The 22,790-nt window shown below is 71.0% G+C and carries 21 protein-coding genes and 1 pseudogene; 6 read left to right on the top strand and 16 right to left on the bottom strand.

What is annotated here, in order from left to right:
* Window positions 1–7 precede the first annotated feature (7 nt).
* The 8 genes and pseudogenes from QT196_RS29855 to QT196_RS29820 all read right to left on the bottom strand — a co-directional run bounded on the left by QT196_RS29855 (window position 8) and on the right by QT196_RS29820 (window position 8,077).
* Window positions 8–702, bottom strand: a pseudogene (locus tag QT196_RS29855) (ABC transporter ATP-binding protein).
* 565 nt (window positions 703–1,267) lie between these two features.
* Window positions 1,268–1,936 carry a potassium-transporting ATPase subunit KdpC gene (gene kdpC / locus QT196_RS29850; RefSeq protein ID WP_266738664.1) on the bottom strand — a complete coding sequence of 223 codons (669 nt, stop codon included), beginning with the start codon at window positions 1,934–1,936 and terminating at the stop codon, window positions 1,268–1,270.
* 5 nt (window positions 1,937–1,941) lie between these two features.
* Window positions 1,942–4,077, bottom strand: coding sequence for a potassium-transporting ATPase subunit KdpB (gene kdpB, locus QT196_RS29845; RefSeq protein ID WP_248001349.1), 2,136 nt, complete (start codon window positions 4,075–4,077; stop codon window positions 1,942–1,944).
* Window positions 4,074–5,750 carry a potassium-transporting ATPase subunit KdpA gene (gene kdpA / locus QT196_RS29840; RefSeq protein ID WP_266738727.1) on the bottom strand — a complete coding sequence of 559 codons (1,677 nt, stop codon included), beginning with the start codon at window positions 5,748–5,750 and terminating at the stop codon, window positions 4,074–4,076. The genes kdpB and kdpA overlap by 4 nt, the downstream gene beginning before the upstream one ends.
* 31 nt (window positions 5,751–5,781) lie before the next feature.
* Window positions 5,782–5,871: a K(+)-transporting ATPase subunit F gene (gene kdpF, locus QT196_RS29835; protein WP_168481742.1), complete on the bottom strand. Its 90-nt coding sequence runs from the start codon at window positions 5,869–5,871 to the stop codon at window positions 5,782–5,784.
* 325 nt (window positions 5,872–6,196) lie between these two features.
* Window positions 6,197–6,964, bottom strand: a complete 768-nt coding sequence (locus tag QT196_RS29830; protein ID WP_266738667.1) for a DUF3710 domain-containing protein — start codon at window positions 6,962–6,964, stop codon at window positions 6,197–6,199.
* Window position 6,965: 1 nt separating this feature from the next.
* Complete coding sequence (dut, locus tag QT196_RS29825) at window positions 6,966–7,487, bottom strand: dUTP diphosphatase (RefSeq protein ID WP_085928655.1); 522 nt, start codon at window positions 7,485–7,487, stop codon at window positions 6,966–6,968.
* Window positions 7,484–8,077 carry a PaaI family thioesterase gene (locus QT196_RS29820; RefSeq protein WP_085928654.1) on the bottom strand — a complete coding sequence of 198 codons (594 nt, stop codon included), beginning with the start codon at window positions 8,075–8,077 and terminating at the stop codon, window positions 7,484–7,486. Before QT196_RS29820 ends, dut begins: the two co-directional genes overlap by 4 nt.
* A gap of 58 nt (window positions 8,078–8,135) precedes the next feature.
* On the opposite strand from QT196_RS29820, the gene QT196_RS29815 reads away from it, so the two are divergent.
* A complete protein-coding gene (locus tag QT196_RS29815; protein ID WP_168481740.1) occupies window positions 8,136–8,579 on the top strand; it encodes a DUF3093 domain-containing protein in 444 nt (147 codons plus the stop codon).
* Between the two features lie 15 nt (window positions 8,580–8,594).
* On the opposite strand, the gene QT196_RS29810 is transcribed toward QT196_RS29815, so the two are convergent.
* The 4 genes from QT196_RS29810 to QT196_RS29795 form a co-directional block, all read right to left on the bottom strand.
* A complete protein-coding gene (locus QT196_RS29810) occupies window positions 8,595–9,362 on the bottom strand; it encodes a hypothetical protein (RefSeq protein WP_168481739.1) in 768 nt (255 codons plus the stop codon).
* Window positions 9,363–9,463: 101 nt separating this feature from the next.
* A complete protein-coding gene (locus QT196_RS29805) occupies window positions 9,464–9,766 on the bottom strand; it encodes a DUF4193 domain-containing protein (RefSeq protein WP_016575747.1) in 303 nt (100 codons plus the stop codon).
* A gap of 528 nt (window positions 9,767–10,294) precedes the next feature.
* The gene (locus QT196_RS29800) at window positions 10,295–11,557 is read right to left on the bottom strand and encodes a HAMP domain-containing sensor histidine kinase (RefSeq protein WP_168481738.1); all 1,263 of its coding nucleotides are present in this window, start codon (window positions 11,555–11,557) and stop codon (window positions 10,295–10,297) included.
* A 6-nt stretch (window positions 11,558–11,563) separates the two neighbouring features.
* Window positions 11,564–12,217, bottom strand: a complete 654-nt coding sequence (locus QT196_RS29795; RefSeq protein WP_006602630.1) for a response regulator transcription factor — start codon at window positions 12,215–12,217, stop codon at window positions 11,564–11,566.
* A gap of 321 nt (window positions 12,218–12,538) precedes the next feature.
* On the opposite strand from QT196_RS29795, the gene QT196_RS29790 reads away from it, so the two are divergent.
* Window positions 12,539–12,712, top strand: a complete 174-nt coding sequence (locus QT196_RS29790; RefSeq protein ID WP_266738677.1) for a hypothetical protein — start codon at window positions 12,539–12,541, stop codon at window positions 12,710–12,712.
* A gap of 81 nt (window positions 12,713–12,793) precedes the next feature.
* Here the strand turns inward: QT196_RS29790 and QT196_RS29785 are convergent, their stop codons facing one another.
* Together QT196_RS29785 and QT196_RS29780 are read right to left on the bottom strand one after the other, a co-directional pair.
* Entirely contained in the window at window positions 12,794–13,639 is an 846-nt protein-coding gene (locus tag QT196_RS29785; protein ID WP_168481737.1) for an inositol monophosphatase family protein, read from the bottom strand.
* Window positions 13,640–13,684: 45 nt separating this feature from the next.
* A complete protein-coding gene (locus QT196_RS29780; protein ID WP_168481736.1) occupies window positions 13,685–14,839 on the bottom strand; it encodes a ferrochelatase in 1,155 nt (384 codons plus the stop codon).
* A gap of 178 nt (window positions 14,840–15,017) precedes the next feature.
* Here QT196_RS29780 and QT196_RS29775 point away from each other — a divergent pair, with 178 nt between their 5' ends.
* On the top strand, window positions 15,018–16,292 hold the full coding sequence (locus QT196_RS29775) for an MFS transporter (protein ID WP_168481735.1): 1,275 nt from the start codon (window positions 15,018–15,020) through the stop codon (window positions 16,290–16,292).
* A 296-nt stretch (window positions 16,293–16,588) separates the two neighbouring features.
* Window positions 16,589–17,932 carry a D-arabinono-1,4-lactone oxidase gene (locus QT196_RS29770; protein WP_168481734.1) on the top strand — a complete coding sequence of 448 codons (1,344 nt, stop codon included), beginning with the start codon at window positions 16,589–16,591 and terminating at the stop codon, window positions 17,930–17,932.
* 118 nt (window positions 17,933–18,050) lie between these two features.
* Here QT196_RS29770 and QT196_RS29765 read toward each other — a convergent pair whose 3' ends face one another.
* Entirely contained in the window at window positions 18,051–19,250 is a 1,200-nt protein-coding gene (locus QT196_RS29765) for a hypothetical protein (protein ID WP_290356012.1), read from the bottom strand.
* Window positions 19,251–19,745: 495 nt separating this feature from the next.
* Here QT196_RS29765 and sepH point away from each other — a divergent pair, with 495 nt between their 5' ends.
* Window positions 19,746–20,810: a septation protein SepH gene (sepH, locus tag QT196_RS29760; RefSeq protein ID WP_168481733.1), complete on the top strand. Its 1,065-nt coding sequence runs from the start codon at window positions 19,746–19,748 to the stop codon at window positions 20,808–20,810.
* 84 nt (window positions 20,811–20,894) lie between these two features.
* Here sepH and QT196_RS29755 read toward each other — a convergent pair whose 3' ends face one another.
* Window positions 20,895–21,734 carry a sulfurtransferase gene (locus QT196_RS29755; protein ID WP_290356011.1) on the bottom strand — a complete coding sequence of 280 codons (840 nt, stop codon included), beginning with the start codon at window positions 21,732–21,734 and terminating at the stop codon, window positions 20,895–20,897.
* 249 nt (window positions 21,735–21,983) lie between these two features.
* On the opposite strand from QT196_RS29755, the gene QT196_RS29750 reads away from it, so the two are divergent.
* On the top strand, window positions 21,984–22,769 hold the full coding sequence (locus QT196_RS29750) for a VOC family protein (protein ID WP_168481731.1): 786 nt from the start codon (window positions 21,984–21,986) through the stop codon (window positions 22,767–22,769).
* The last annotated feature ends 21 nt before the right edge of the window (window positions 22,770–22,790 follow it).

The raw sequence follows: 22,790 nt of genomic DNA, 5'->3' as shown, positions 1-22,790 counted from the left end.
CCGCCCCTCACCCCACCCCCACCTCGCGCTCCGCTCCCGTCTCCGTGATCACCCCATCGCTCAGCTCCAGGACGCGGTCGGCCAGGCCCAGGAGGTTTGCGTCGTGGGTGGCCACCAGCGCCGTGACCCCCTCGCTGCGGACCACGGCACGCAGCAGGTCCATCACTCCATGCCGGTCTCGGCGTCCAGTTGGCCGGTCGGCTCGTCGGCTATGAGCAGCGCGGGGCGGTTGGCGAGTGCACGGGCGATGGCCACGCGCTGCTGCTGACCGCCGGATAGTTCGCCGGGCCGCTGCTCGGCGTGGTCGGCCAGGCCCACCAGCGACAGCAGAAGCGCGACCCGGTCCTCACGCTCGCGCGGTGGGACCTTCCGCAGCCGAAGCGGCACTCCGACGTTCTCGGCGGCGCTGAGTATCGGTATGAGCCCGAACGACTGGAAGACGAAACCTATGCGGTCGCGGCGCATCTCCAGCAGCTCGCTCTCGCCGAGGCCGGCCAGCGGTGTGCCGTCGACGGTGATCCGCCCCGAGTCGGGGGTGTCCAGACCGCCGATGAGGTTGAGCAGAGTCGTCTTGCCCGATCCGGAACGGCCGCGCAGGGCGACCAGTTCGCCCCGCGGGACGCTGCAAGACACCCCGCGCAGGGCGTGTACGGCGCCGGCCCCGGTGCCGTAACTGCGGTGCAGGTCCTCGACGACCACCATCGCGCCGACACTCGGCGGATCGGCGACCGACACTCCCGCCCTCGCCCCCTCCGCCACCTCATGCGCCTTCTTCCGAGCCCAGCCCCTCCGCCGGCTCTCACCCGACGCGCTTCCCCCGCCATTCATGAGCCGCTCCCCCACTCGCATCTCGTACCGCTCCCCCGCACCCCCCGGCCGCTGCCGCGGGCCTGCCCCGTCGCATCAAATCCCGCTAGCTGACAGCGACTTGACCGCCTCTCTGCAGGCCCCGGGCTGCCTGCCGATGACGTCAGTATGCGTACCGCGCGCTTCGGCAGGCAACGCCTGTGGATAACTCTCGGACCAGCTCCCCCACACGCTCCGGACCGGCCCGGATCAACACCGCATCAGCTCCATCCAGCCCCGGTTCAGTCACCAAGTCCGTCCCCGCCACAGATGCCGACCACGGCCAGGCGCCCCGCCCGCAGCCAGCAGCCGTTCAGCACGACTCCCGCGGAAACGACCGGGTGGCTTCGGGGATATCTCCCCGGGGCCACCCAGCTCAGCTAACGCCCAACTCAACCCCACCCCCACCAGATCCCCCGCGCTACCCCTCCCCCGCCCTCGTCACCAACTCCCTCAACCCGACGTTCAGCTCCAGGACATTCACCCGCGGTTCCCCCAGGAATCCGAGGTCGCGCCCGTCGGTGTGCTCCTCGACCAGCTTCTCCACCGTGCTGGCGGGGAGGTGGTTCCGCTGGGCGACCGTGGCGGTCTGTAGTTGGGCGTAGGCCGGGGAGATGTGCGGGTCGAGGCCGGAGCCGGAGGAGGTGACGGCGTCCGCCGGCACCTTCGACTCGGGGACTTGGTACGTCGTGGAGACCCAGTGCCTGCGTTCCTTCACCGCCTTGATGAGGTCGGTGTTGGTGGCGCCCAGGTTGGAGGCGCCGGAGACCTGGAGGTCGTACCGGGTGTTGACGCCGTTGGCCTGGTTGCTGCCCAGTCCCGCCGAGGGGCGCGGCTGGAAGTACCGCAGGTCGGGGACCGGTTCGCCATCCTTGTCCTGACCCTTGTCGTAGCGCTGGCCGATCAGCGATGAGCCGACGACCTTGCCGTGGGAGCGCACCTCTGACCCGTTGGCCTGATCGGGGAACGCCGCCTGCGCCACCCCGGTGACCATCAGCGGGTAGAGGACGCCGCAGACCACGGTCAGTACGAGCAGGGCGCGCAGGCCCGCGCCGATCAACCGGGCGGTGTTGCGTACGGAGTTGTTCACGGCGGTCACCCGATTCCGGGGAGGAGAGAGAGGAGCAGGTCGATGAGTTTGATGCCGATGAAGGGGGCGATCAGGCCGCCGAGTCCGTAGACCGCCAGGTTGCGTCGCAGCATCTTGTCGGCGCTTACGGGGCGGTACTGCACGCCCTTGAGGGCGAGCGGTACCAGCGCGACGATGATCAGCGCGTTGAAGATGATTGCCGAGAGGATCGCGGAGTTGGGGCTCGACAGCCGCATGATGTTGAGGGTGTCCAGGCCCGGATAGGCCACCGCGAACATCGCCGGGATGATCGCGAAGTACTTCGCGACGTCGTTGGCGATGGAGAAGGTCGTCAGTGCGCCCCGGGTGATCAGCAGTTGCTTGCCGATCTCGACGATCTCGATCAGCTTGGTGGGGTTGGAGTCCAGGTCCACCATGTTCCCGGCCTCCTTGGCGGCCGAGGTGCCGGTGTTCATGGCCACCCCGACGTCCGCCTGCGCCAGCGCGGGTGCGTCGTTGGTGCCGTCGCCGGTCATCGCGACCAGCTTGCCGCCGGCCTGTTCGCGTTTGATGAGCGCCATCTTGTCCTCGGGCGTGGCCTCCGCGAGGAAGTCGTCCACGCCCGCCTCGTCGGCGATGGCCTTGGCCGTCAGCGGGTTGTCGCCCGTGATCATGACGGTCTTGATGCCCATCTTGCGCAGCTCGACGAAGCGTTCGCGCATCCCGTCCTTGACGACGTCCTTGAGGTGGATGACTCCCAGGACGCGGGGGCCGCTCGCGTCCTCCAGGGCGACCAGCAACGGGGTGCCGCCGGCCTGCGAGATCGTGTCGGTGAGCTGCTGGGCATCGGCGGCGACCGTGCCGCCGCGCTCCTTGACCCAGGCGATGACCGAACCGGACGCGCCCTTGCGGACCTTGCGGCCGTCGACGTCCACCCCCGACATCCGGGTCTGGGCGGTGAACGGCACCCATTCGGCGTCCGTCAGCTCGCCCTGGTGGCGCTCGCGGAGGCCGTACTTCTCCTTGGCGAGGACGACGATGGAGCGGCCTTCGGGTGTCTCGTCGGCCAGAGAGGACAGCTGGGCCGCGTCCGCGACCTCGGCCTCGGTGGTGCCGTGGACGGGGACGAACTCGGCGGCCTGGCGGTTGCCGAGGGTGATGGTGCCGGTCTTGTCGAGCAACAATGTCGATACATCGCCTGCGGCTTCGACGGCGCGGCCGGACATGGCGAGGACGTTGCGCTGCACCAGTCGGTCCATGCCGGCGATGCCGATGGCCGAGAGCAGTGCGCCGATCGTCGTCGGGATCAGACAGACCAGCAGGGCGAGCAGCACGATCATGGGCTGTTCGGCGCCCGCGTAGATCGCGAACGGCTGGAGGGTGACCACCGCCAGCAGGAAGACGATGGTGAGCGACGCGAGCAGGATGTTCAGCGCGATCTCGTTGGGCGTCTTCTGCCGCGCGGCGCCCTCGACGAGGTTGATCATCCGGTCGATGAAGGTCTCGCCGGGCCTCGTCGTGATCTTGATGACGATGCGGTCGGAGAGCACCTTCGTACCACCGGTGACGGCCGAGCGGTCGCCGCCGGACTCGCGGATGACCGGGGCCGATTCGCCGGTGATCGCGGACTCGTCCACGGAGGCGACGCCTTCGACGACATCGCCGTCACCCGGGATGATGTCACCGGCCTCGCACACCACCAGGTCGCCGATGCACAGTGCGGTACCGGGGACCTGTTCCTCGCTGCCGCCGTTCAGCCGCCGGGCCACCGTGTCGGTCTTGGCCTTGCGCAGGGTGTCGGCCTGCGCCTTGCCGCGGCCCTCGGCGACCGCCTCCGCCAGGTTGGCGAAGATGACGGTCAGCCACAGCCAGACGGCGATCGCCCAGCCGAACCCGTCCGACGGGGACATACAGGCGAAGACGGTGGTCAGCACGGAGCCGACCTCGACCACGAACATCACGGGGGACTTGACCATCACCCGCGGGTCGAGCTTGCGGAGGGCGTCCGGGAAGGACTTGAGCAGCAGCTTGGGGTCGAAGAGGCCGCCGCCCACCCGGCCGTCGCCGGGCTGGTGCCCGCTGGGGACGTCCTGGTGCGGAGCGCGCGTCGGTGTGGCGGTGGACATGGAGCCGGGCTCCTCCGGTTTCACGGGTGCGGTCATGACAGACCCTCCGCCAGCGGCCCGAGGGCCAGCGCCGGGAAGTAGGTAAGACCGGTGATGATCAGGATCGTGCCGACGAGCAGCCCGGCGAAGAGCGGCTTCTCGGTACGGAGGGTGCCCGCGGTTTCCGGGACCGGCTGCTGCTCGGCGAGCGAGCCGGCCAGGGCGAGCACGAACACCATCGGCAGGAAGCGGCCGAGCAGCATCGCCAGGCCGATCGTGGTGTTGTACCAGGGGGTGTTGGCGTTGAGGCCGCCGAACGCGGAGCCGTTGTTGTTGGCGCCGGAGGTGAAGGCGTACAGCACCTCGGAGAAGCCGTGCGAACCGGCGCCCAGCGCCTTGGTGTTGAGCATCGAGCCCAGTGCGTCCGGCAGCGCCATCGAGGCGGCGGTGAAGCCGAGCACCAGCGTCGGGGTGATGAGGATGTAGCAGGCGGCCAGCTTGATCTCGCGGGTGCCGATCTTCTTGCCGAGGTACTCGGGCGTCCGGCCCACCATCAGACCGGCGATGAACACCGCGATGATCGCCATCACCAGCATGCCGTAGAGGCCGGAGCCGACGCCGCCGGGGGCGATCTCGCCCAGCATCATGCCGAGCAGCTGGATGCCGCCGCCGAAGGCCGTGAACGAGGAGTGGAAGGAGTCGACCGCGCCGGTGGAGGTGAGGGTGGTGGCCACCGAGAAGATCGCGGAGGATCCGACGCCGAAGCGGGTCTCCTTGCCTTCCATGGCGGCGCCCGCGGCCTCCAGGGCCGGGCCGCCGTGCGCGAACTCGGTCCACATCATCAGCGCCGTGAAGCCGAGCCAGATGACGCCCATCGTGGCGAGCACGGCGTAGCCCTGCTTCACGTTCCCGACGAGCTTGCCGAAGGTGCGGGTCAGCGCGAACGGTATGACGAGGATCAGGAAGATCTCGAAGAGGTTGGTGAAGGCGGTGGGGTTCTCGAAGGGGTGGGCGGAGTTGGCGTTGAAGTAGCCGCCCCCGTTGGTGCCCAGTTCCTTGATGACCTCCTGGGAGGCGACCGCACCACCGTTGGTCTGCTGGGAGCCGCCCATGAACTGGCCGACCTCGTGGATGCCGGAGAAGTTCTGCAGGGTGCCGCAGGCGACCAGGACGAGCGCGCCGATCACGGCGATCGGGACGAGCACCCGTACGGTGCCGCGGACCAGGTCGGCCCAGAAGTTGCCGAGTTCGCCCGTCCGCACGCGTGCGAAGCCGCGGACGAGGGCGATGGCGACGGCCATGCCGGTGGCGGCGGAGACGAAGTTCTGCACCGCGAGGCCGGCGGTCTGTACGACGTGGCCCATGGCCTGCTCGCCGCTGTAGGACTGCCAGTTGGTGTTGGCGACGAAGGAGGCCGCGGTGTTGAACGCCTGGTCGGGGCTGATCGACGCGAAGCCGAGGGACAGCGGCAGCCCGCCCTGGAGGCGCTGGAGCAGGTAGAGAAAGAGCACGCCCACCGCGGAGAACGCCAGGACGCTGCGCAGGTAGGCCGGCCAGCGCATCTGGACGTCCGCATTGGCGCCGATGCAGCGGTAGATGACCTTCTCGGCACGGAGGTGCCTGGGGGAGCTGTAGACGGCGGCCATGTAGTCGCCGAGGGGACGGTAGGCCAGGGCCAGCGCCGCGACGAGCGCGGTCAGCTGGAGCACGCCTGCGAGGACGGGGCTCATCTGGCCCGCCGCGGCAGCAGCAGTCGACACCTCAGAACCTCTCCGGGAAGACAAGGGCGAGGACCAGATAGCCGAGCAGGGCGACGGCCACGATCAGGCCGACGATGTTTTCGGTGGTCACAGCTTCGCCACCCCCTTGGCGACGAGGGCCACCAGCGCGAAGACCGCGATCGTGACGACGGCGAAGGCCACGTCGGCCATCGTGTGCTCCTAGAGGGACGGGGCGGACAGGACCCCTAGAGCAAAGCGCCGTTCCCGCCCCGCGTGACCGCTGTTGACGCCTCCCTTACGGCCATTAGCACTCCGTTGACGACTTTCTTACGCACCACGACCTGACCTGCACAAACGGAGGGGCCCGCACCCCCCATCGGGGAGTGCGGGCCCTTGTGACCGTCATGTTCCGGCCGTCACCGGGCGGCTACGCGCCGCCCGGCCGCCGGGGGATGTCAGCGGATCTCGGTGATCTCCGGTCCGCGCTCCAGACGCTCCACACCGCCGCCGAAGCGCGACTGCTCGACCTGATCCTGCTGCACACCGTCCGGCACCATCTGGGCGTCGTCCGGCAGCTTCAGGACGATCGGGTCGCGGGGCGCCATCGGCGCATCACCGCGGATGATCACGGTGTCCCGGAAGATGTGCTCCAGCACGCCCGCGGCCTGCGGCTGCACCGCGCCCTGGCCGGAGATCACACCCCGCAGGAACCACCGGGGGCCGTCGACGCCGATGAAGCGCACGACCTGCACCCCGTTGGTGCCGTCCGGCAGCTGTACGGGTACCTGGGCACGCAGCTCCCAGCCCAGCGGGCCCTCGACCTCGTCGATGACCCCGCCCTGCTGGGTGATGCCGGCGGCGATCTCCTCGCGGACCTCGCCCCAGATCCCCTCGTTCTTGGGGGCGGCGAAGGCCTGTAGCTGTACCGCGCTGTCCTGAAGCACCACGGTCGCGGCGACGATCGCGTCCCCGGCGACCTCCACCCGGAGTTCCATGCCCTCGACACCGGGCACGAACAGCCCGCCGAGGTCCACCCGGCCCTCGCCGGGCTCGGAGACCTCCGACGCGTCCCAGGGACCGTCGGGACGCGGCGCGGGCGGAAGACTGAGCCGCTGCTGCTCCGCGTCGTCCTCGTCGGCGTCGCTCACCGCTCGCCCGTCGGCGAGCGTGGTGTCCTCGGCCGACTCTTCAGGAGCCTCGTTCTTCTTGCGACGTCCGAACACGTCACTGTCCTTCCCGGTCGGCACCGACCGATGCGTATTCATTCCCGCCCGTGGAGCCGTCCACCGCCGCATGACCGCCGGTGGAACCGAATCCCCCCTCGGCCCGCGCCGAGCCGGGAAGTTCCGCCACCTCGTGGAAGCGCACCTTCTCGACCTGCTGGACGACCAGTTGGGCGATCCGGTCGAATCGTTCGAACCGCACGCGCTCGCGCGGGTCCAGATTGACCACGATCACCTTGATCTCTCCACGGTACCCGGCATCCACCGTCCCGGGGGCATTCACCAGCGCCAATCCGCACCGCGCGGCCAGCCCCGACCGCGGGTGCACAAAGGCGGCGTAGCCGTCGGGCAGCGCGATCGACACCCCGGTGGGCAGCACGGTGCGCTCCCCCGGCGCCAGCTCGGCGGCCTCGGTGGTCACCAGATCCACGCCCGCGTCGCCGGGATGCCCGTACGACGGCACGGGCACGTCCGGGTCCAGCCGGCGCAGCAGCACATCCACCGGATTCCGTACCTGACTCACGGGTTCACCTCGAAGGCACGCGCTCGTTTGACCTGGTCCGGGTCGGACATCGCCGCCTGGATCTCCTCGGTCCTGCCGTTGTCGATGAAGTGGTCGACCTTCACCTCGATGAAGACGGCTTCGGCGCGCACCGCGACCGGGCCGTCCGGGCCGCCTATACGCCCCACGGCCGTCGAATAGATCTTCCTGCGGTGTACGGCGGTGACCCGCGCGTCGAGGTGCAGCACGGTACCCAGGGGGACCGGCCGTACGAAGTCGGTCTCCAGGCGGCCGGTCACCGCGATCACCCGCAGCAGCCAGTTCAGCGAGCCGAGCGTCTCGTCCAGCGCGGTGGCCAGTACGCCGCCGTGCGCCAGACCGGGCGCACCCTGGTGGGCCTCCTTGACGGTGAACTCGGCGGTCACGCTCACGCCGTCGCCGGCCCGCGCCTCCAGGTGCAGACCGTGGGGCTGGCCGGTGCCGCAGCCGAAGCACCGGTCGTAGTGCGCGCCGAGGAGTTCTCCGGGTGCCGGCGCCTCGGCATGCCGGACCGGAGCGACGGCGTCCGTCGGTGGCGTCAGCCGCGCCCTGGGTTCGTCAGTTCCACTCACGAGTGCAGACCCTACCCGCGCGCGTAGCGGGCCCGTGCCGCCGTGCCAAGCTGGAGCCATGCAGTCGTACGAAGAACGTCTCACCGCGCCCCGGTCCTGGTGGGTGATCGCCGCGCTGATCGGTGTCGCCTGTGCCCTGATGCTGCTGCCTCTGGGGACACTCCCGATGCTCGGCGGGCTGATCGGCGGCGCGGCGCTGGCCGCGGTGGGCGTGAGCGGGTACGGCTCGGCGCGGATCCGGGTGGTGGGCGGCGCGCTGATCGCCGGCGACGCGAAGATCCCGGCGACGGCGCTGGGCGAGGCCCAGGTGCTGGACGCGGACGCGGCGCTGGCGTGGCGTACGCACAAGGCCGACGCCCGGGCGTTCATGCTGCTGCGCGGCTATATCCGTACCGCGGTGCGGGTGGAGATCACCGACCCGCAGGACCCGACGCCGTACGCCTATCTCTCGACGCGGGAGCCGGAGCGGCTGGTGGCAGCGCTGGCGGCCGCACGCGGCTGACCTTCCCAGCGCGGTTCAGTCGCCCGGCGGGGGCAGGGGCCGGCCGGCCCCCTCACCGTCCGTACGGGCGGCCGGGGCGGAGTCGGGGAGGGCGTCCCAGGAGACCTGCTTCGTGCGCAGGTCCTTGCGGACCTTGTCCGCGAGCTTCCGGGTGTCCCTGCGGTTCATGAACGCGCCGACGGAGGCGCCGATCATGAACGGGATGAGGTTCGGGAGATTGCGCAGTGTGCGCTTCATGATCTGCTGGCGCAGTTCGCGCCGCATCTGCATGCCGAGGGCGAAGTTCAGCGAGGTCGGTTTCGCGATGTCGATGCCCCGCTCCTCGGTCCAGGACATCAGATAGGCCATTCCCCGCTGCCGGAAGTTGCCCGCCGGCCGCAGGCCGTAGACCTCGTGCAGCTCGGCGATCAGCTTGATCTCGACCGAGGCGACGCCGGTGACCTCGGCGGCCAGCTCGGCCGGCATGGCGGGCGGTACGGGCAGCATCGCTGCCGCGCCGACGCCCGCTCCGACGGTGGCGGTGCCCTTGCAGGCGCCCGCGACGAGCTTGTCGGCCAGGTCCTCGGGGGTCAGTCCGGGGAACTGGGCGCGCAGGGTGGCGAGGTCGCGGACCGGGATCCGCGGGGCGAGGTCGATGATCCGGTCGGCGACCACGGCGAGCCCCGCCCGCACCCTGCCGCCGGCACCGCGACCGAGCACGGCCGCGAGCGAGGCCGTGCGGCCTCGCTCCTTCAGTGCACCGGTCGTCCGCTCCGCGGGGAGGGCGGTCGGGTCGGCGGGCACGGACGCTGTTTCCTTGCGTGATCGTGCGCCGGCCGCCGGTCCTTCGGCGCCCTTGGGTCCCTTACGGAACGGGTTCACGCCTGCCACGGCGCAGACCGTTCTCAGGCCGCGCAGTCGCGGCAGATCGGGTTGCCGTTCTTGTCCTCCGCGGCCAGCTGGCTGCGGTGGTGGACCAGGAAGCAGCTCATGCAGGTGAACTCGTCCTGCTGCTTGGGCAGCACGCGCACTGCGAGCTCTTCGTTGGAAAGGTCCGCGCCGGGCAGCTCCAGGCCCTCGGCCTGCTCGAACTCGTCAACGTCGACGGCCGAGGCGGACTTGTCGTTCCGCCGCGACTTCAGCTCTTCAATGCTGTCCTCGTTGAGGTCGTCGTCGGTCTTTCGTGGGGTGTCGTAATCCGTAGCCATTTTCGCTCTCCCCCTCTGGGTGTCTGCGGTGTCTCAGCGCTCGTAACGCGTGAGAGGCCGGACTTGTGCCCGACCTGAGGCGGAGATTTTGCCTCACATCAAGGTCTGTTACTCAATCGACACCCAACCGCACCCCTGAAGAGGTGATCGGTTTGGATGGCGATCAGGACCGTACACGGTCCGAAAGTCGCACCTCGCGCAGCCCACCACCTGTACTTCCCGTGATCTGACCCCCCGGAAACCCGGACTTCCCCGGCATTCCGACGGGTATTTTGATCACGGAGCGTAGATGGCTGGAATTTCGCGCCTGTGAGGGATCACACACGCAAAGACCGGCAGGCGGACCGGTTCAATTCCGCGCAAAGCGAACTCGGGGCGAAGGATCCATGGCGACCCCCCTTCTCGTCAAACCGGGAGGCGAGGCGGCATACGGCCGCGAGACGAGCGATCGTACGCACAGATGTCCGATGCCTGCCCACGGGGGCGTACAGGGGCTCCAGCGGGCGTACAACCGCGCTCCGGCCTGCGTCAGAGCGGCAGGACGACCCGCATGATCAGCCCGCCGCCCTCCCGCGGCTGCGCCGTGATGCTCCCGTCGTGCGCCCGCACCACCGACCGCACGATCGACAACCCCAGACCCACACCCTTGTCACTGCCCGTGCGCTCGGTCCGCAGCCGCCGGAACGGCTCAAAAAGATTCTCCACCTCATACGCCGGCACCACCGGCCCCGTATTGGCCACCACCAACACCGCACACCCCGGCTGCGGCTCCGTCACCACCTCCACCCAGCCCCCCTCCGGCACGTTGTACCGCACCGCGTTCTGCACCAGATTCAACGCGATCCGCTCCAGCAACACCCCGTTGCCCTGCACAAACACCTGCTGACGCGCCCCACGCAACACCACCCCCTTGGCATGCGCCTCCTCCCGCGTCTGATCCACCGCCTGCGCCGCCACCTCCGACACATCCACCGGCTTCTTGTCCACCACCCGGTTCTCACTCCGCGCCAGCAGCAACAACCCCTCCACCAACTGCTCACTGCGCTCATTCGTCGCCAACAGCGTCTTGCCCAACTGCGCCAGCTCCGGCGACGCCGCCGGATCCGCCAGCTGCACCTCCAGCAACGTCCGATTGATCGCCAACGGCGTCCGCAACTCATGCGACGCATTCGCCACAAACCGCCGCTGCGACTCAAACGCCCGGTCCAACCGGTCCAGCATCTGATCGAACGTGTCCGCCAACTCCTTCAACTCATCATCCGGACCCCCCAACTCGATCCGACGATGCAGATCCGAACCCGCCACCCGCTGCGCCGTCCGCGTAATCCGCCCCAACGGCGACAACACCCGCCCCGCCATCGCATAACCAAAAGCGAACGCCACCACCGTCAGGCCGAGCAGAGCCAGCAGGGAGCGGTTGAGGAGGCTGTTGAGCGCGACCGCCCGCTGATGCTGAAGACAGCTGTTGACGGCCTCCTGGAGCAGCTGCCCGGACGTCTGGGTGGGCAGGTCACAGATGTCGCTGGTCGACTCGAATTTGCCGCCGAGGATCTTCAGCGGCAGCGCGCTTCCGTCGTGCAGCGCGTCCGCGGCCAGCATGTAGATGATCGTCAGCAGCACGATGCCGGCCATCAGGAACATGCCGCCGTACAGCAGCGTCAGCCGTATCCGGATGGTGGGGCGCAGCCACGGGAAGGGCCGGACATTGACCGGCCGGGGGTCCCAGGTGGGCTTGGGCGGAGCGGCCGGCGGGGAGCCGGCCGTCTTGGAGAACGAGGGCAGGGAAGGCATCGCCGGTCAGATCCGGTATCCCGAGCCGGGGACGGTGACGATCACCGCGGGCTCGCCGAGTTTGCGCCGCAGGGTCATGACCGTGACCCGGACGACGTTGGTGAACGGGTCGGTGTTCTCGTCCCAGGCCTTCTCCAGGAGCTGCTCGGCCGAGACGACCGTGCCCTCGCTGCGCATCAGGACCTCCAGCACCGCGAACTCCTTCGGTGCGAGCTGGACCTCCTTGCCGTCGCGGAAGACCTCGCGCCGGTTGGGGTCGAGCTTGATCCCGGCCCGTTCCAGGACGGGCGGCAGCGCGACGGTCGTACGGCGCCCCAGGGCGCGCACCCGCGCGGTCAGCTCGGTGAAGGCGAACGGCTTCGGAAGGTAGTCGTCCGCTCCGATCTCCAGGCCCTCGACGCGGTCGCTGACGTCACCGGAGGCGGTGAGCATCAGGACGCGGGTGGGCATCCCCAGCTCGACGATCTTGCGGCAGACGTCATCGCCGTGGACGACCGGGAGGTCGCGGTCGAGGACGACGACGTCGTAGTCGTTCACCGCGATCCGTTCCAGAGCGGCAGCGCCGTCGTAGACCACGTCGACCGCCATGGCCTCCCGGCGTAGTCCGGTGGCCACCGCATCGGCGAGCAGCTGCTCGTCCTCGACGACGAGAACACGCACGTCGCTAGTCCTTCCTCAGGGCCCTTACGGGCGGGTGCATCACTGTCTGAAAGCTCTTCCATCCTGCCCCGAAGAGCTGTAAACCGGCGGTAAGAGGGGTGCCGGGTGGCCGGTCGGCCGGGCCGGGGGCCCGACGGGCAGGATTCCTGGGCGGGTTGAGGTTTCCCTGAGGTGGCGGGCGGGGAGGACGACTGCACACCCGCGATCACGCCCTGTTTCTTCGGCTACTTGCCATGGACTGCTCCATCGCAGGGATCACGCCGTGATCGACCCACCCGTCGGCACACCCCGTGCCCACCGACCCACGACGAGGGGGCGCACATGGACGCTTTCACCGCAGGCATTTTGCAGCGCATACAGAGCACCGAAGCCGATCTGGACCGGGCCCGCGCTGCGGGCGATGACTTCCTCGCCGAGGTCGAGCAGGCAGAACTTGAGGATCTTCAGCGACTGGCGACCGAGCACGGTGTGCGCATTGGAGCGGTCAGCGCCTGACCGCTCCAGCGCGCATGACGACAGCGCCCCGGCATCCAGGGGATGGTGCCGGGGCGCTGTCGTGCCCGGACGGGCGTCCGCTCAGTCGTGCCAGGCGCCGAGCTCGTCCAGCAGCGGCTGGAGCTGCGCGAAGAGCTCCGGGGAGGCCGCGAGGGTCAGCTCCAGGGCGGCCTCCCGGCCGGGGCGGCCACCGGTGAGCGCACCGGCCTCGCGGGCGATCAGGGTGCCGGCGGCCAGGTCCCAGGGGTTCAGGCCGCGCTCGTAGTAGGCGTCGAGCCGGCCGCAGGCCACATCGCACAGGTCGATCGCGGCCGAGCCGCCGCGCCGGATGTCCCGGACCTGCGGCAGCAGCGTGCGCAGCACCTCGGCCTGGGCGGCCCGGCGCTCGGCGACGTAGGAGAAGCCGGTGCCGAGCAGGGCCTGGGAGAGCGGCGGGGCGGGCCGGTGCCGGATGCGCTCGCCGTCGTTGAACGCGCCACGACCCAGGACGGCCTGGTAGGTCTCGCCGCGCATCGGGGCGGCGACGACCCCGACGACCACCTCGCCGTCCTTCTCCGCCGCGATGGACACCGACCAGGACGGCAGGCCGTAGAGGTAGTTCACGGTGCCGTCGACGGGGTCGATGACCCAGCGGACGCCGCTGGTGCCGTCGGTGCTGGCGCCCTCCTCCCCCAGGAAGCCGTCGTCCGGGCGGCGCTCCCCGATGAAGCCGGTGATCAGCTTCTCGGAGGCGATGTCCATCTCGGTGACGACGTCGATGGGGCTGGACTTGGTGGCGGCCACGCCCAGATCGGCGGGCCGGCCGTCGACCAGCAGCGTCCCCGCTCGGCGGGCGGCCTCCAGGGCGATGTCGAGCAGTTCGTCGTAGAGCGCCGCGGTCTGCGCCGGGTCGGTCTGCGGGGCGTCGGGGTGCTGCTGATCGGGCACGATGCTCCTTGCTCGGACGAGCGGTGGTCGGGCGGGCGTACGGGCTTACGCGGGGGCCTCGGCGACCGGGCCCCGCCAGTCGGCGCCGGCCGCCGCCGGACGTGCCGCGCGTGCGGGGCAGCAGCCGACCGGGCACAGGTCGTGGCTGGCGCCGAGGGCGCCCAGGGCGCAGCGCTCCGGGGTCTTGCCCCGTTCGGTGGCCGCGCGCTCCAGGAGGAGGTCGCGGACGGCCGCGGCGAACCGGGGGTCGGCGCCCACGGTGGCCGACCGGGCGACCGGCAGTCCCAGTTCGGCGGCCTTGGCGGTGGCCTCGGTGTCGAGGTCGTACTTGACCTCCATGTGGTCGGAGACGAACCCGATGGGGGCCATGACGACGGCCCGGACGCCCGCGGCGTGCTGCTCCTCCAGGTGGTCGCAGATGTCCGGCTCCAGCCAGGGAATGTGCGGGGCGCCGCTGCGGGACTGGTAGACGAGCCGCCAGGGGTGCTCCACCCCGGTCTCCGCGCGCACGGCGTCCGCGATCATCCGCGCCACGTCCAGGTGCTGGGCGACATAGGCGCCGCCCTCGCCGTCGCGGGTGTGGTCGCCGGGGGTGCCGGAGGTGTCGGCTGCGGCCGTGGGGATGGAGTGCGTGGTGAAGGCGAGGTGGGCGCCGTCCCGCACGTCCTGGGGCAGTCCGGCGAGGGACGCCAGCACCCCGTCGATCATGGGGCGGAGGAAGCCGGGGTGGTTGAAGTAGTGCCGCAGTTTGTCGACCTGCGGCACCGGCAGGCCCTCGGCGCGCAGGGCGGCGAGCGCGTCGGCGAGGTTCTCGCGGTACTGCCGGCAGCCCGAGTACGAGGCGTAGGCGCTGGTCGCCAGTACGGCGATGTGGCGGTGGCCGTCCTGGACCATCGTCCGCAGGGTGTCGGTCAGGTAGGGCGCCCAGTTGCGGTTGCCCCAGTAGACGGGCAGATCGAGGCCGTGTGCGGCGAAGTCGCCGCGCAGCGCGTCCAGCAGCTCCCGGTTCTGGGCGTTGATCGGGCTGACGCCATCGAACAGGAAGTAGTGCTGCCCCACCTCCTTGAGACGCTCACGGGGGATGCCGCGGCCGCGGGTGACGTTCTCCAGGAACGGGACGACGTCGTCGGGGCCTTCGGGGCCGCCGAACGACAGCAGCAGCAGGGCGTCATAGGGGCGGGGATCACGCTGTTCGGGCATGCCATCGATCCTGCCACCCTTCCCACGGGGGCGAGGGGCAGGCCCTGGTGCGGACCGGGCGCCGGCGGCCCCGGGGCGCCCCTAAAACCGGAGGCGGCCGGTGGTTCACCGCCCGTAAGCTGTATCGGCTACAGACATCCCTTACCGATCTTCGGTCCTCACCGGCGGAGCACCCTCGTTGCCCAGTCCCTACCGCGCCATCTTCGGCCGCCCCGGCACCAAGTCGTTCTCCGCCGCCGGACTGCTGGGCCGGATGCCCGTGTCGATGATGGGCATCGGCATCGTCACGATGGTCTCCCAGCTCACCGGCCGCTACGGCCTGGCGGGCGCGCTCTCCGCGACCCTCGCGCTGTCCGCCGCGGTCCTCGGCCCGCAGATCTCCCGGCTGGTGGACCGGCACGGGCAGAGCCGGGTGCTGCGCCCGGCCACCCTGGTCTCGATCGCCGCGGTCGCCGGTCTGCTGCTGAGTGCGCAGCAGCGCTGGGCGGACTGGCTGCTGTTCGTCTTCGCGGGCTGTGCGGGGTGTGTGCCGAGCGTCGGCTCGATGATCCGGGCGCGCTGGGCGGAGATCTACCAGGGCTCCCCGCGTGAGCTGCACACCGCGTACTCCTGGGAGTCGATCGTCGACGAGGCCTGCTTCATCTTCGGGCCGATCCTGTCCATCGGCCTGTCCACCGCGTGGTTCCCGGAGGCCGGGCCGCTGCTGGCCGCCGTCTTCCTGGCCGCCGGGGTGTGCTGGCTGACGGCGCAGCGGGCGACGGAGCCGGTGCCGCATCCGCGGGAGCAGCACACCAAGGGGTCGGCGCTGCGCTCGCGGGGGCTTCAGGTGCTGGTGGTGACGTTTGTGGCGACCGGCGCGATCTTCGGGGCGATCGATGTGGTGACCGTGGCGTTCGCCGAGGAGGTCGGCCACAAGGCCGCGGCCAGTCTGGTGCTGGCGGTCTACGCGCTGGGCTCCTGTCTGGCCGGTGCCGTCTTCGGGCTGCTGCACCTCAAGGGGCATGCGTCCCGGCGGTGGGTGGTGGGGGTCTGCGCGATGGCGGTGAGCATGGTGCCGCTGCAACTGGTCGGTTCCCTGCCGCTGCTGGCCGTCGCGCTGTTCGTCGCGGGGCTGTCCATCGCCCCGACGATGGTGACCACGATGGCGCTGATCCAGGAGCACGTCCCGCGGTCGAAGCTGACCGAGGGCATGACCTGGACCAGCACCGGCCTGGCGGTGGGCGTCGCGCTGGGGGCGTCGGCGGCCGGCTGGGTGGTGGATGCCGCCGGTGCCGCCCGGGGCTATCTGGTGCCGGGGGCCGCCGGTCTGCTCGCCGCGCTCGTGGCGTTCGCCGGCTACCGCAGGCTGCGTCCGCAGCCCACCTCTCCGGTGGCGGGCCCGGCCGTGGCCGGCGGGCTGCCCGGCCAGGACGGACCGGTCCCGGAGCGGCAGGACGAGGAGCCCGTCGCGTAGGGGCGGTCCGACGGAGCTCGCCGATCCGGCCGTTCCGGAGGTGCTCGGCCGGGCCCGGCCGTTAGGGCGGCGCTCGGAACGGACCGGACCGTTCCGGCGCACGATGGCCAACGACCCCCGCCCGCTTGCCTGTTACCGGCGGTACGACATGTCCGGGAGCCGGTCGATTCCAGTCGATTTCCCGTCCCTGTGATTCCCGTCACCCCGCCCGGATGCCGTGTCGGCGACTGACATCATGCGCTCACACCAACGGCGGCCGCACGCGGCCGGCCCGCGCGCAGGGAGGGGACGTCACCATGGCAGTCAGCAGCGCCGTCGGCGGCTCGGGAGGACGGGGGCCGACCACCGGGCCCTGGCGCAACTGGGCGGGCAATGTCACCGCACGCCCCACCCGGAGCGTGGCCCCGGCGAGCACCGAGGAACTCGCGGCCGCGATCCGCACCGCCGCCGAGAACGGGCTGACGGTCAAGGCGGCCGGCACCGGCCACTCCTTCACGCCGGTGGCCGCCACCGAGGGGCTGCAGATCCGTCCCGAGCGGCTGAGCGGGGTCCGTACGGTCGACCGCGAGGCCGGGACCGTGACGGTGGCGGCCGGTACGCCGCTCAAGCACCTCAACGCGACGCTAGCCGCCCACGGGCTGTCGCTGACCAACATGGGCGACATCATGGAGCAGACCGTGTCCGGGGCGGCCGCCACCGGCACCCATGGGACGGGCCGCGACTCGGCGTCGGTCGCCGCCCAGATCACCGCACTCGAACTCGTCACCGCCGACGGCTCGGTCCTGACCTGTTCCGCCGACGAGAACCCGGAGATCTTCACCGCGGCGCGGCTGGGCCTGGGCGCGCTCGGTGTGATCAGCGAGCTCACCTTCGCCGTGGAACCGGAGTTCCTGCTGACCGCCCGCGAGGAGCCGATGCCCTTCGACGAGGTGACCGACCGGTTCGACGAGCTGGTCGTCGAGAACGAGCACTTCGAGTTCTACTGGTTCCCGCACACCGGCAGCTGCAACACCAAGCGCAACAACCGCAGCCAGGGCCCGGCGGCGCCCCCCGGGAAGATCAGCGGCTGGATCGAGGACGAGCTGCTGTCCAACGGGGTGTTCCAGCTCGCCTGTACGGTCGGCCGGGCGGTCCCGGCCGCCATACCGGGCATCGCCAAGATCTCCAGCCGGGCGCTGTCGGCCCGTACGTACACCGACATCCCCTACAAGGTGTTCACCTCGCCGCGGCGGGTGCGGTTCCTGGAGATGGAGTACGCGCTGCCCCGCGCGGCCGCGGTCGCGGCGCTGGGTGAACTGAAGGCCCTGGTGGAGCGCTCCGACTTCAAGGTCAGCTTCCCGGTGGAGGTGCGCACCGCGCCGGCCGACGACCTTCCGCTGTCCACCGCTTCGGGCCGGGACACGGTGTACGTCGCCGTGCACATGTACCGCGGGACGCCGCACCAGGCGTACTTCGCGGCCGCCGAGCGGATCATGACGGCACACGACGGGCGCCCGCACTGGGGCAAGCTGCACACCCGCGACGCCGCGTACCTCGCCGACGTCTATCCGCGGTTCGGTGAGTTCACCGCGCTCCGCGACCGGCTGGACCCGGAGCGCCGGTTCGCCAATCCGTATCTGCGGCGGGTCCTGGGGGACTGACCTGAGACGACGGCCGCGCCCGGTACCCGTAAGGGACACCGGGCGCGGCCGTCGTGGGTCCACCCGACCGGGCGGTCCGCCCGTCGGGACGGGCCGCCGGGGTCAGGAGGCACCGAGGTCAGGAGGCGCCGGGCTCCGGGGCCTGGGGATCGGACTCCTGCTGGTGCCGGCCTCCCTGATCCTCACCGCCGGTCGAACCATCGCCGCTGCCGGCGCCACCGTCGCCGGCGGACCCGCTCGGGGACGGGTTCGGGCGCGAGGGCTTGCCGGGGTCCGGCGACGCCTTGTCGCCGTCGGACGGGCTCGGGGCCGGCGACGGGGAGTCGCCGTCCGTTCCCTTGCCGGTGCCGTCGTCCTGCGACGTCCCCCGGTCCGGGCTGGGCTCACCGCTGTTGCCGTGGTGCCCACCCTTCTCCGGAGAACCGGGGTCGGGCGACTGCGGCGTACCGGGCTGCTGCCGGCTCCCTCCCCCGGGCTGGGTGAGGTGGCTCAGCGTGGTGCCCTTCTGGCCGCTCGGCGTCTGCCCGGTGACGAGCTCGGTGCCGGTGACCACCCCCATGGCGAGCACGAAGACGGCGAGCGCACCGAGCGCCGGCCGCTTCCAGCCGCGCAGCCGCGTGCCGTACGTCGCGGTGCTGAGCTCCTCGGGCGGTCCGGCCGGGTGCCGCGCAGGCCTGCCTGCCGGGTGGGCGGGTGCCCGGCCCGGGGCCATGGTCCGCTCGTCGAGGCGCGGCACCAGCTGCGTCCGGTCGGCGGGCCGCTCCGGGCCCGCGCCGTCCTCCGTACGCGGGGCGCCGATCCCGCCGTGGCCGGCGGGCCGCAGCATCCGCGTCGCGTCGTCCGACAGCTGATCCGGGTGGGCGCCGGCGGGATCACGGCGGCGGGCCTGCTCGGCCCGCGGGATCAGCTGGGTACGGGCGGTGCCGCTCCCGGGTGTCCTGGCGGCGACGGAGGTGACCTGGTCCTCCGTGCCCTGCTTGTCGAAGGTCGGCAGCACCATCGTGGAACCGGCCTGCCGAGCGTGCGGTGCGGTGGATCGATTGCGGGTGGCGGAGAAGCGGCGTGGCTTCGGTCGCGTGGTGACCGTCGCCTCCTTGATCTGTTCGCCGGTGCGCCGGAACAGGTGGTGGAATATCGAGCCGCCGGTCGTGGCCACGACACTGACCAGACCCGCGCCGATGATGGTTCCGTAGACGCCGAGCCGGCCCGCGAGGTACGCGGCGGCGGCCGCAGCGAGCGCGCTGGCGGCAACCTGAGCGACGCTCAGGTCTATCCGCTTCTCCTTCTTCTTCGTGTCGGTTTCGGTTTCTTCGTCCATCTCCAACCTTTGATAGCCCCTTCGATCCATCTTGCATGGAGAAGTGACCATTCGGCGGAGCCATTAGTTCCGATTTTGGGGAATCTGTGAAACTCGCCACCTGAGCCCCAGGTAGAGAGGTCGACAAGACGACCGAACACCCTTGCCCGCCCAGAAGTTCGGCGGCGCGGCGGTCCACCTAAGTGGTCCAAATGGAGTACTGTGGCGAACCCTGGCCCCGGTTCCCGTCCGGCTGCCCGGAACCCGCGGGAGGGGCCCTGAAGGCGGCACTCGCCCGGGGCGCCGCCGCTCGACACGGGTGCACGGCGACAGGCAAGGGGCACGGTCACTGAGCGTGGCGAACCGGTAACCGTGTCATAACGGCGTTTCAGGGCCAAGCCCCGACACGCCGGGCAACTCGGCAATGTTGTGGCAGGCTGCACCCGGGCAGGCCACACTCGACTAGCGGAAGCAGCGACGCACGTGACGTCGGCAGGCACCACCCGGGAGGTCCCCATGCCCGAACTGCGTGTCGTGGCCGTCTCCAACGACGGCACACGGCTGGTGCTCAAAGCTGCGGACAGCACCGAGTACACGCTTCCGATCGACGAACGGCTGCGCGCCGCCGTCCGCAACGACCGTGCGCGGCTGGGCCAGATCGAGATCGAGGTCGAGAGCCATCTGCGCCCACGGGACATCCAGGCGCGTATAAGAGCAGGTGCCTCCGCGGAAGAGGTCGCCCAGCTCGCCGGCATCCCCGTCGACCGGGTGCGCCGCTTCGAGGGCCCGGTGCTCGCCGAGCGCGCGTTCATGGCCGAGCGGGCCCGTAAGACCCCGGTACGGCGCCCCGGCGAGAACACCGGCCCGCAGCTCGGTGAGGCGGTCGCGGAGCGGCTGCTGCTGCGCGGCGCCGACAAGGAGAGCGTCCAGTGGGACTCCTGGCGCCGGGACGACGGCACCTGGGAGGTGCTGCTGGTCTACCGCGTCGCGACCGAACCGCACTCGGCGAGCTGGACCTACGACCCGCCGCGGCGGCTCGTCCAGGCCGTGGACGACGAGGCGCGGGCACTGATCGGCGAGAGCGACGACACTCCCGAGCCGAGCTTCCCGTTCGTGCCGCGGATCGCGCGGCTGCCGCGCGACCGGCCGCTGGACCGCGCCCTGGACCGGCAGACGTCCGAGCGCGGCGAGCGCCCGGCGCAGTCCGGCGGTGAGGACGACGAGCCGCGGGTCATGGAGGAAGCCACCGGTGAGCGGGAGCGGGATTCGCTGACCAGTCTGCTGGAGGCGGTGCCGAGCTTCCGTGGCGACATGGTCGTACCGGAGAGCGCGAAGTCGCCGCAGAGCGATGAGGAGTCCGAGGCCGAGGTCGAGGAGCCGCCCGCCCCGGCGGCGAGTGCGGGCGCGGGTTCCGCGTACGCCGATGTGCTGATGCCGCGTGCGGTGGCCGGGCATCGTGACCGGCTGACCGGGACGACGGACCGGCAGGCCGAGGCGGACGGCGTTCGCCCCGGGCGCCGTGCCGCGGTGCCCAGTTGGGACGAGATCGTCTTCGGCACCCGGCGCAAGAAGCCGGAGTAACGGGGCCGCCGCCCGCCCCCAGTGCGTCACTTCGTCCGCCCGTCCCGGTTTCCCGGGGCGGGCGGACGGGCGTAACTACGGGGCTCAGCCGGGCTGCGGGCCGGTGGCGACCGGGCGGGACGAGTCGGCCGACCACTCGCTCCAGGAGCCGACGTACAGCGCGGCGGGGATGCCCGCGACCGCGAGGGCCAGCACCTGATGGGCCGCGGACACCCCGGAACCGCAGTAGACGCCGACCTCGGCGTCCGCGGTGACACCCAGCTGCGCGAACCGCTTGGCCAGGTCCGCGGCGTCGCGGAAGACGGTGTCGCCCTCGACGACGTTCTCGGTGGTCGGCGCGGACACGGCGCCGGGGATGTGGCCGGCGACCCGGTCGATGGGCTCGACCTCGCCGCGGTAGCGCTCGGCGGCCCGGGCGTCCAGCAGGATGCCGCGGCGCGCCACACCGGCCGCGTCGTCCGCCGTGAGCAGTGGCAGCGCGCCGGGCAGTGGTGTGAAGTCACCGGCCGGCGGGGCCGGTTGCTCGGTGCTCAGCGCGCCGCCGGACGCCTGCCAGGCGGCGAGACCGCCGTCCAGCACCCGCACGTCGGGGTGGCCGGTCCAGCGCAGCAGCCACCAGGCGCGGGCGGCCGCCCAGCCCTGGCCGCCGTCGTAGACGACCACGGGGCGGTCCGCGCTGATCCCGGCGGCCCGCATGGCCTCGGCGAAGGCATCGAGGTCGGGCAGCGGGTGACGGCCGGCCGGGCCGGGAGGTGAGGCCAGTTCACTGTCGAGGTCGACATAGACCGCGCCGGGTACGTGGCCGGCCGCGTACTCGGGACGGCCGGGCGGTCCGCCGAGCTGGTAGCGGACGTCCAGAAGTACCGGCGGGGTGGGCCGCGCCAACTCGCTCGCGAGTTCGGTAGCGGTGATGATGGCATTCATAGGACTCATCCTTGCGTAGCGACGACTACGTACAGAAGGTGGGTGCCCACCCTCCGTATGGCGCAGTTACACCCTGCCGTAACTCCGTTGAAACGGCTGGGGAACCCTAAAACGGGCATTCTCCCTCGCGAACGTGTCATGGACGGCGCGGCCGGGGCGCACACGAGGTCACCGGGTGCGAGCATCTGCACGGGACCCGCGCCCGTACCGCACAGGGTCAGCACCCGACGCTCCGAGGAGAGAGTGACAATGACGACCGAGGCAGCGACCCGGCGGATGCCCGGCGCGCCCTGCTGGGTGAGTCTCCTGGCCCACAGCCTGCCCGTGACGCAGGAGTTCTACGGGGCGCTGTTCGGCTGGGAGTTCCGCCCGGGGCCGCAGCATTTCGGTCCGTACTCCCGGGCCTTCCTCGACGGCCGGGAGGTCGCCGGGGTCGGCGAACTGGCGCCCGACCGCCATCTCCCGGTCTCCTGGACCACGTATCTGGCCAGCGATGACGCGGATGTGACCGCCGAACAGATCCGTTCCTGCGGTGGGACGGTGGGCGTCGGACCGCTGGACGCGGACGACGACACGGGGCGGATGGCGATCGCGTCCGACCCGCAGGGGGCGATCTTCGGCGTCTGGCAGGGCCGGTCGATGATGGGCACCGCGTTCACCGGCGAGCCGGGCACCGCGGTGTGGAACGAGCTGGTCACCCGGGACACCGCCGCCGTCGGGCCGTTCTACGAGCATGTCTTCGGTTTCGAGGCGGAGCCCCTGTCCGCGGACGACTCCGCCGGTTTCGACTATCTGACGCTGCATCTGAAGGACCATCCGGTGGCCGGCATCCACGGGGTGGGCAGCGCCCTGCCACGTGACCGGGGCTCCCACTGGATGACGTACTTCGCCGTGTCCGATACGGACGCGGCGGTCCGCCGGGTGACCGAACTGGGCGGGCATGTGCTGGACGGCGCGCACGACTCCGCGCACGGCAGGCTGGCGACCGTCTCGGACAGCGAGGGCGCCGTCTTCACCCTCATCCAGCAGCGCTGAGGGCCCGTCACCTCATCCGTC

The organism is Streptomyces sp. P9-2B-2 (assembly GCF_030406865.1).
GTDB lineage: Bacteria > Actinomycetota > Actinomycetes > Streptomycetales > Streptomycetaceae > Streptomyces > Streptomyces platensis.
This window is presented reverse-complemented; position numbering and strand designations above follow the sequence as displayed.

Bases quoted from the DNA above. Each gene is read 5' to 3' on its own strand.
- kdpB (WP_248001349.1), bottom strand. From the start codon at position 4,077: ATGACCGCACCCGTGAAACCGGAGGAGCCCGGCTCCATGTCCACCGCC.
- kdpA (WP_266738727.1), bottom strand. From the start codon at position 5,750: ATGAGCCCCGTCCTCGCAGGCGTGCTCCAGCTGACCGCGCTCGTCGCG.
- QT196_RS29815 (WP_168481740.1), top strand. From the start codon at position 8,136: ATGCAGTCGTACGAAGAACGTCTCACCGCGCCCCGGTCCTGGTGGGTG.
- QT196_RS29805 (WP_016575747.1), bottom strand. From the start codon at position 9,766: ATGGCTACGGATTACGACACCCCACGAAAGACCGACGACGACCTCAAC.
- QT196_RS29800 (WP_168481738.1), bottom strand. From the start codon at position 11,557: ATGCCTTCCCTGCCCTCGTTCTCCAAGACGGCCGGCTCCCCGCCGGCC.
- QT196_RS29790 (WP_266738677.1), top strand. From the start codon at position 12,539: ATGGACGCTTTCACCGCAGGCATTTTGCAGCGCATACAGAGCACCGAA.
- QT196_RS29780 (WP_168481736.1), bottom strand. From the start codon at position 14,839: ATGCCCGAACAGCGTGATCCCCGCCCCTATGACGCCCTGCTGCTGCTG.
- QT196_RS29770 (WP_168481734.1), top strand. From the start codon at position 16,589: ATGGCAGTCAGCAGCGCCGTCGGCGGCTCGGGAGGACGGGGGCCGACC.
- QT196_RS29765 (WP_290356012.1), bottom strand. From the start codon at position 19,250: ATGGACGAAGAAACCGAAACCGACACGAAGAAGAAGGAGAAGCGGATA.
- sepH (WP_168481733.1), top strand. From the start codon at position 19,746: ATGCCCGAACTGCGTGTCGTGGCCGTCTCCAACGACGGCACACGGCTG.
- QT196_RS29755 (WP_290356011.1), bottom strand. From the start codon at position 21,734: ATGAATGCCATCATCACCGCTACCGAACTCGCGAGCGAGTTGGCGCGG.
- QT196_RS29750 (WP_168481731.1), top strand. From the start codon at position 21,984: ATGACGACCGAGGCAGCGACCCGGCGGATGCCCGGCGCGCCCTGCTGG.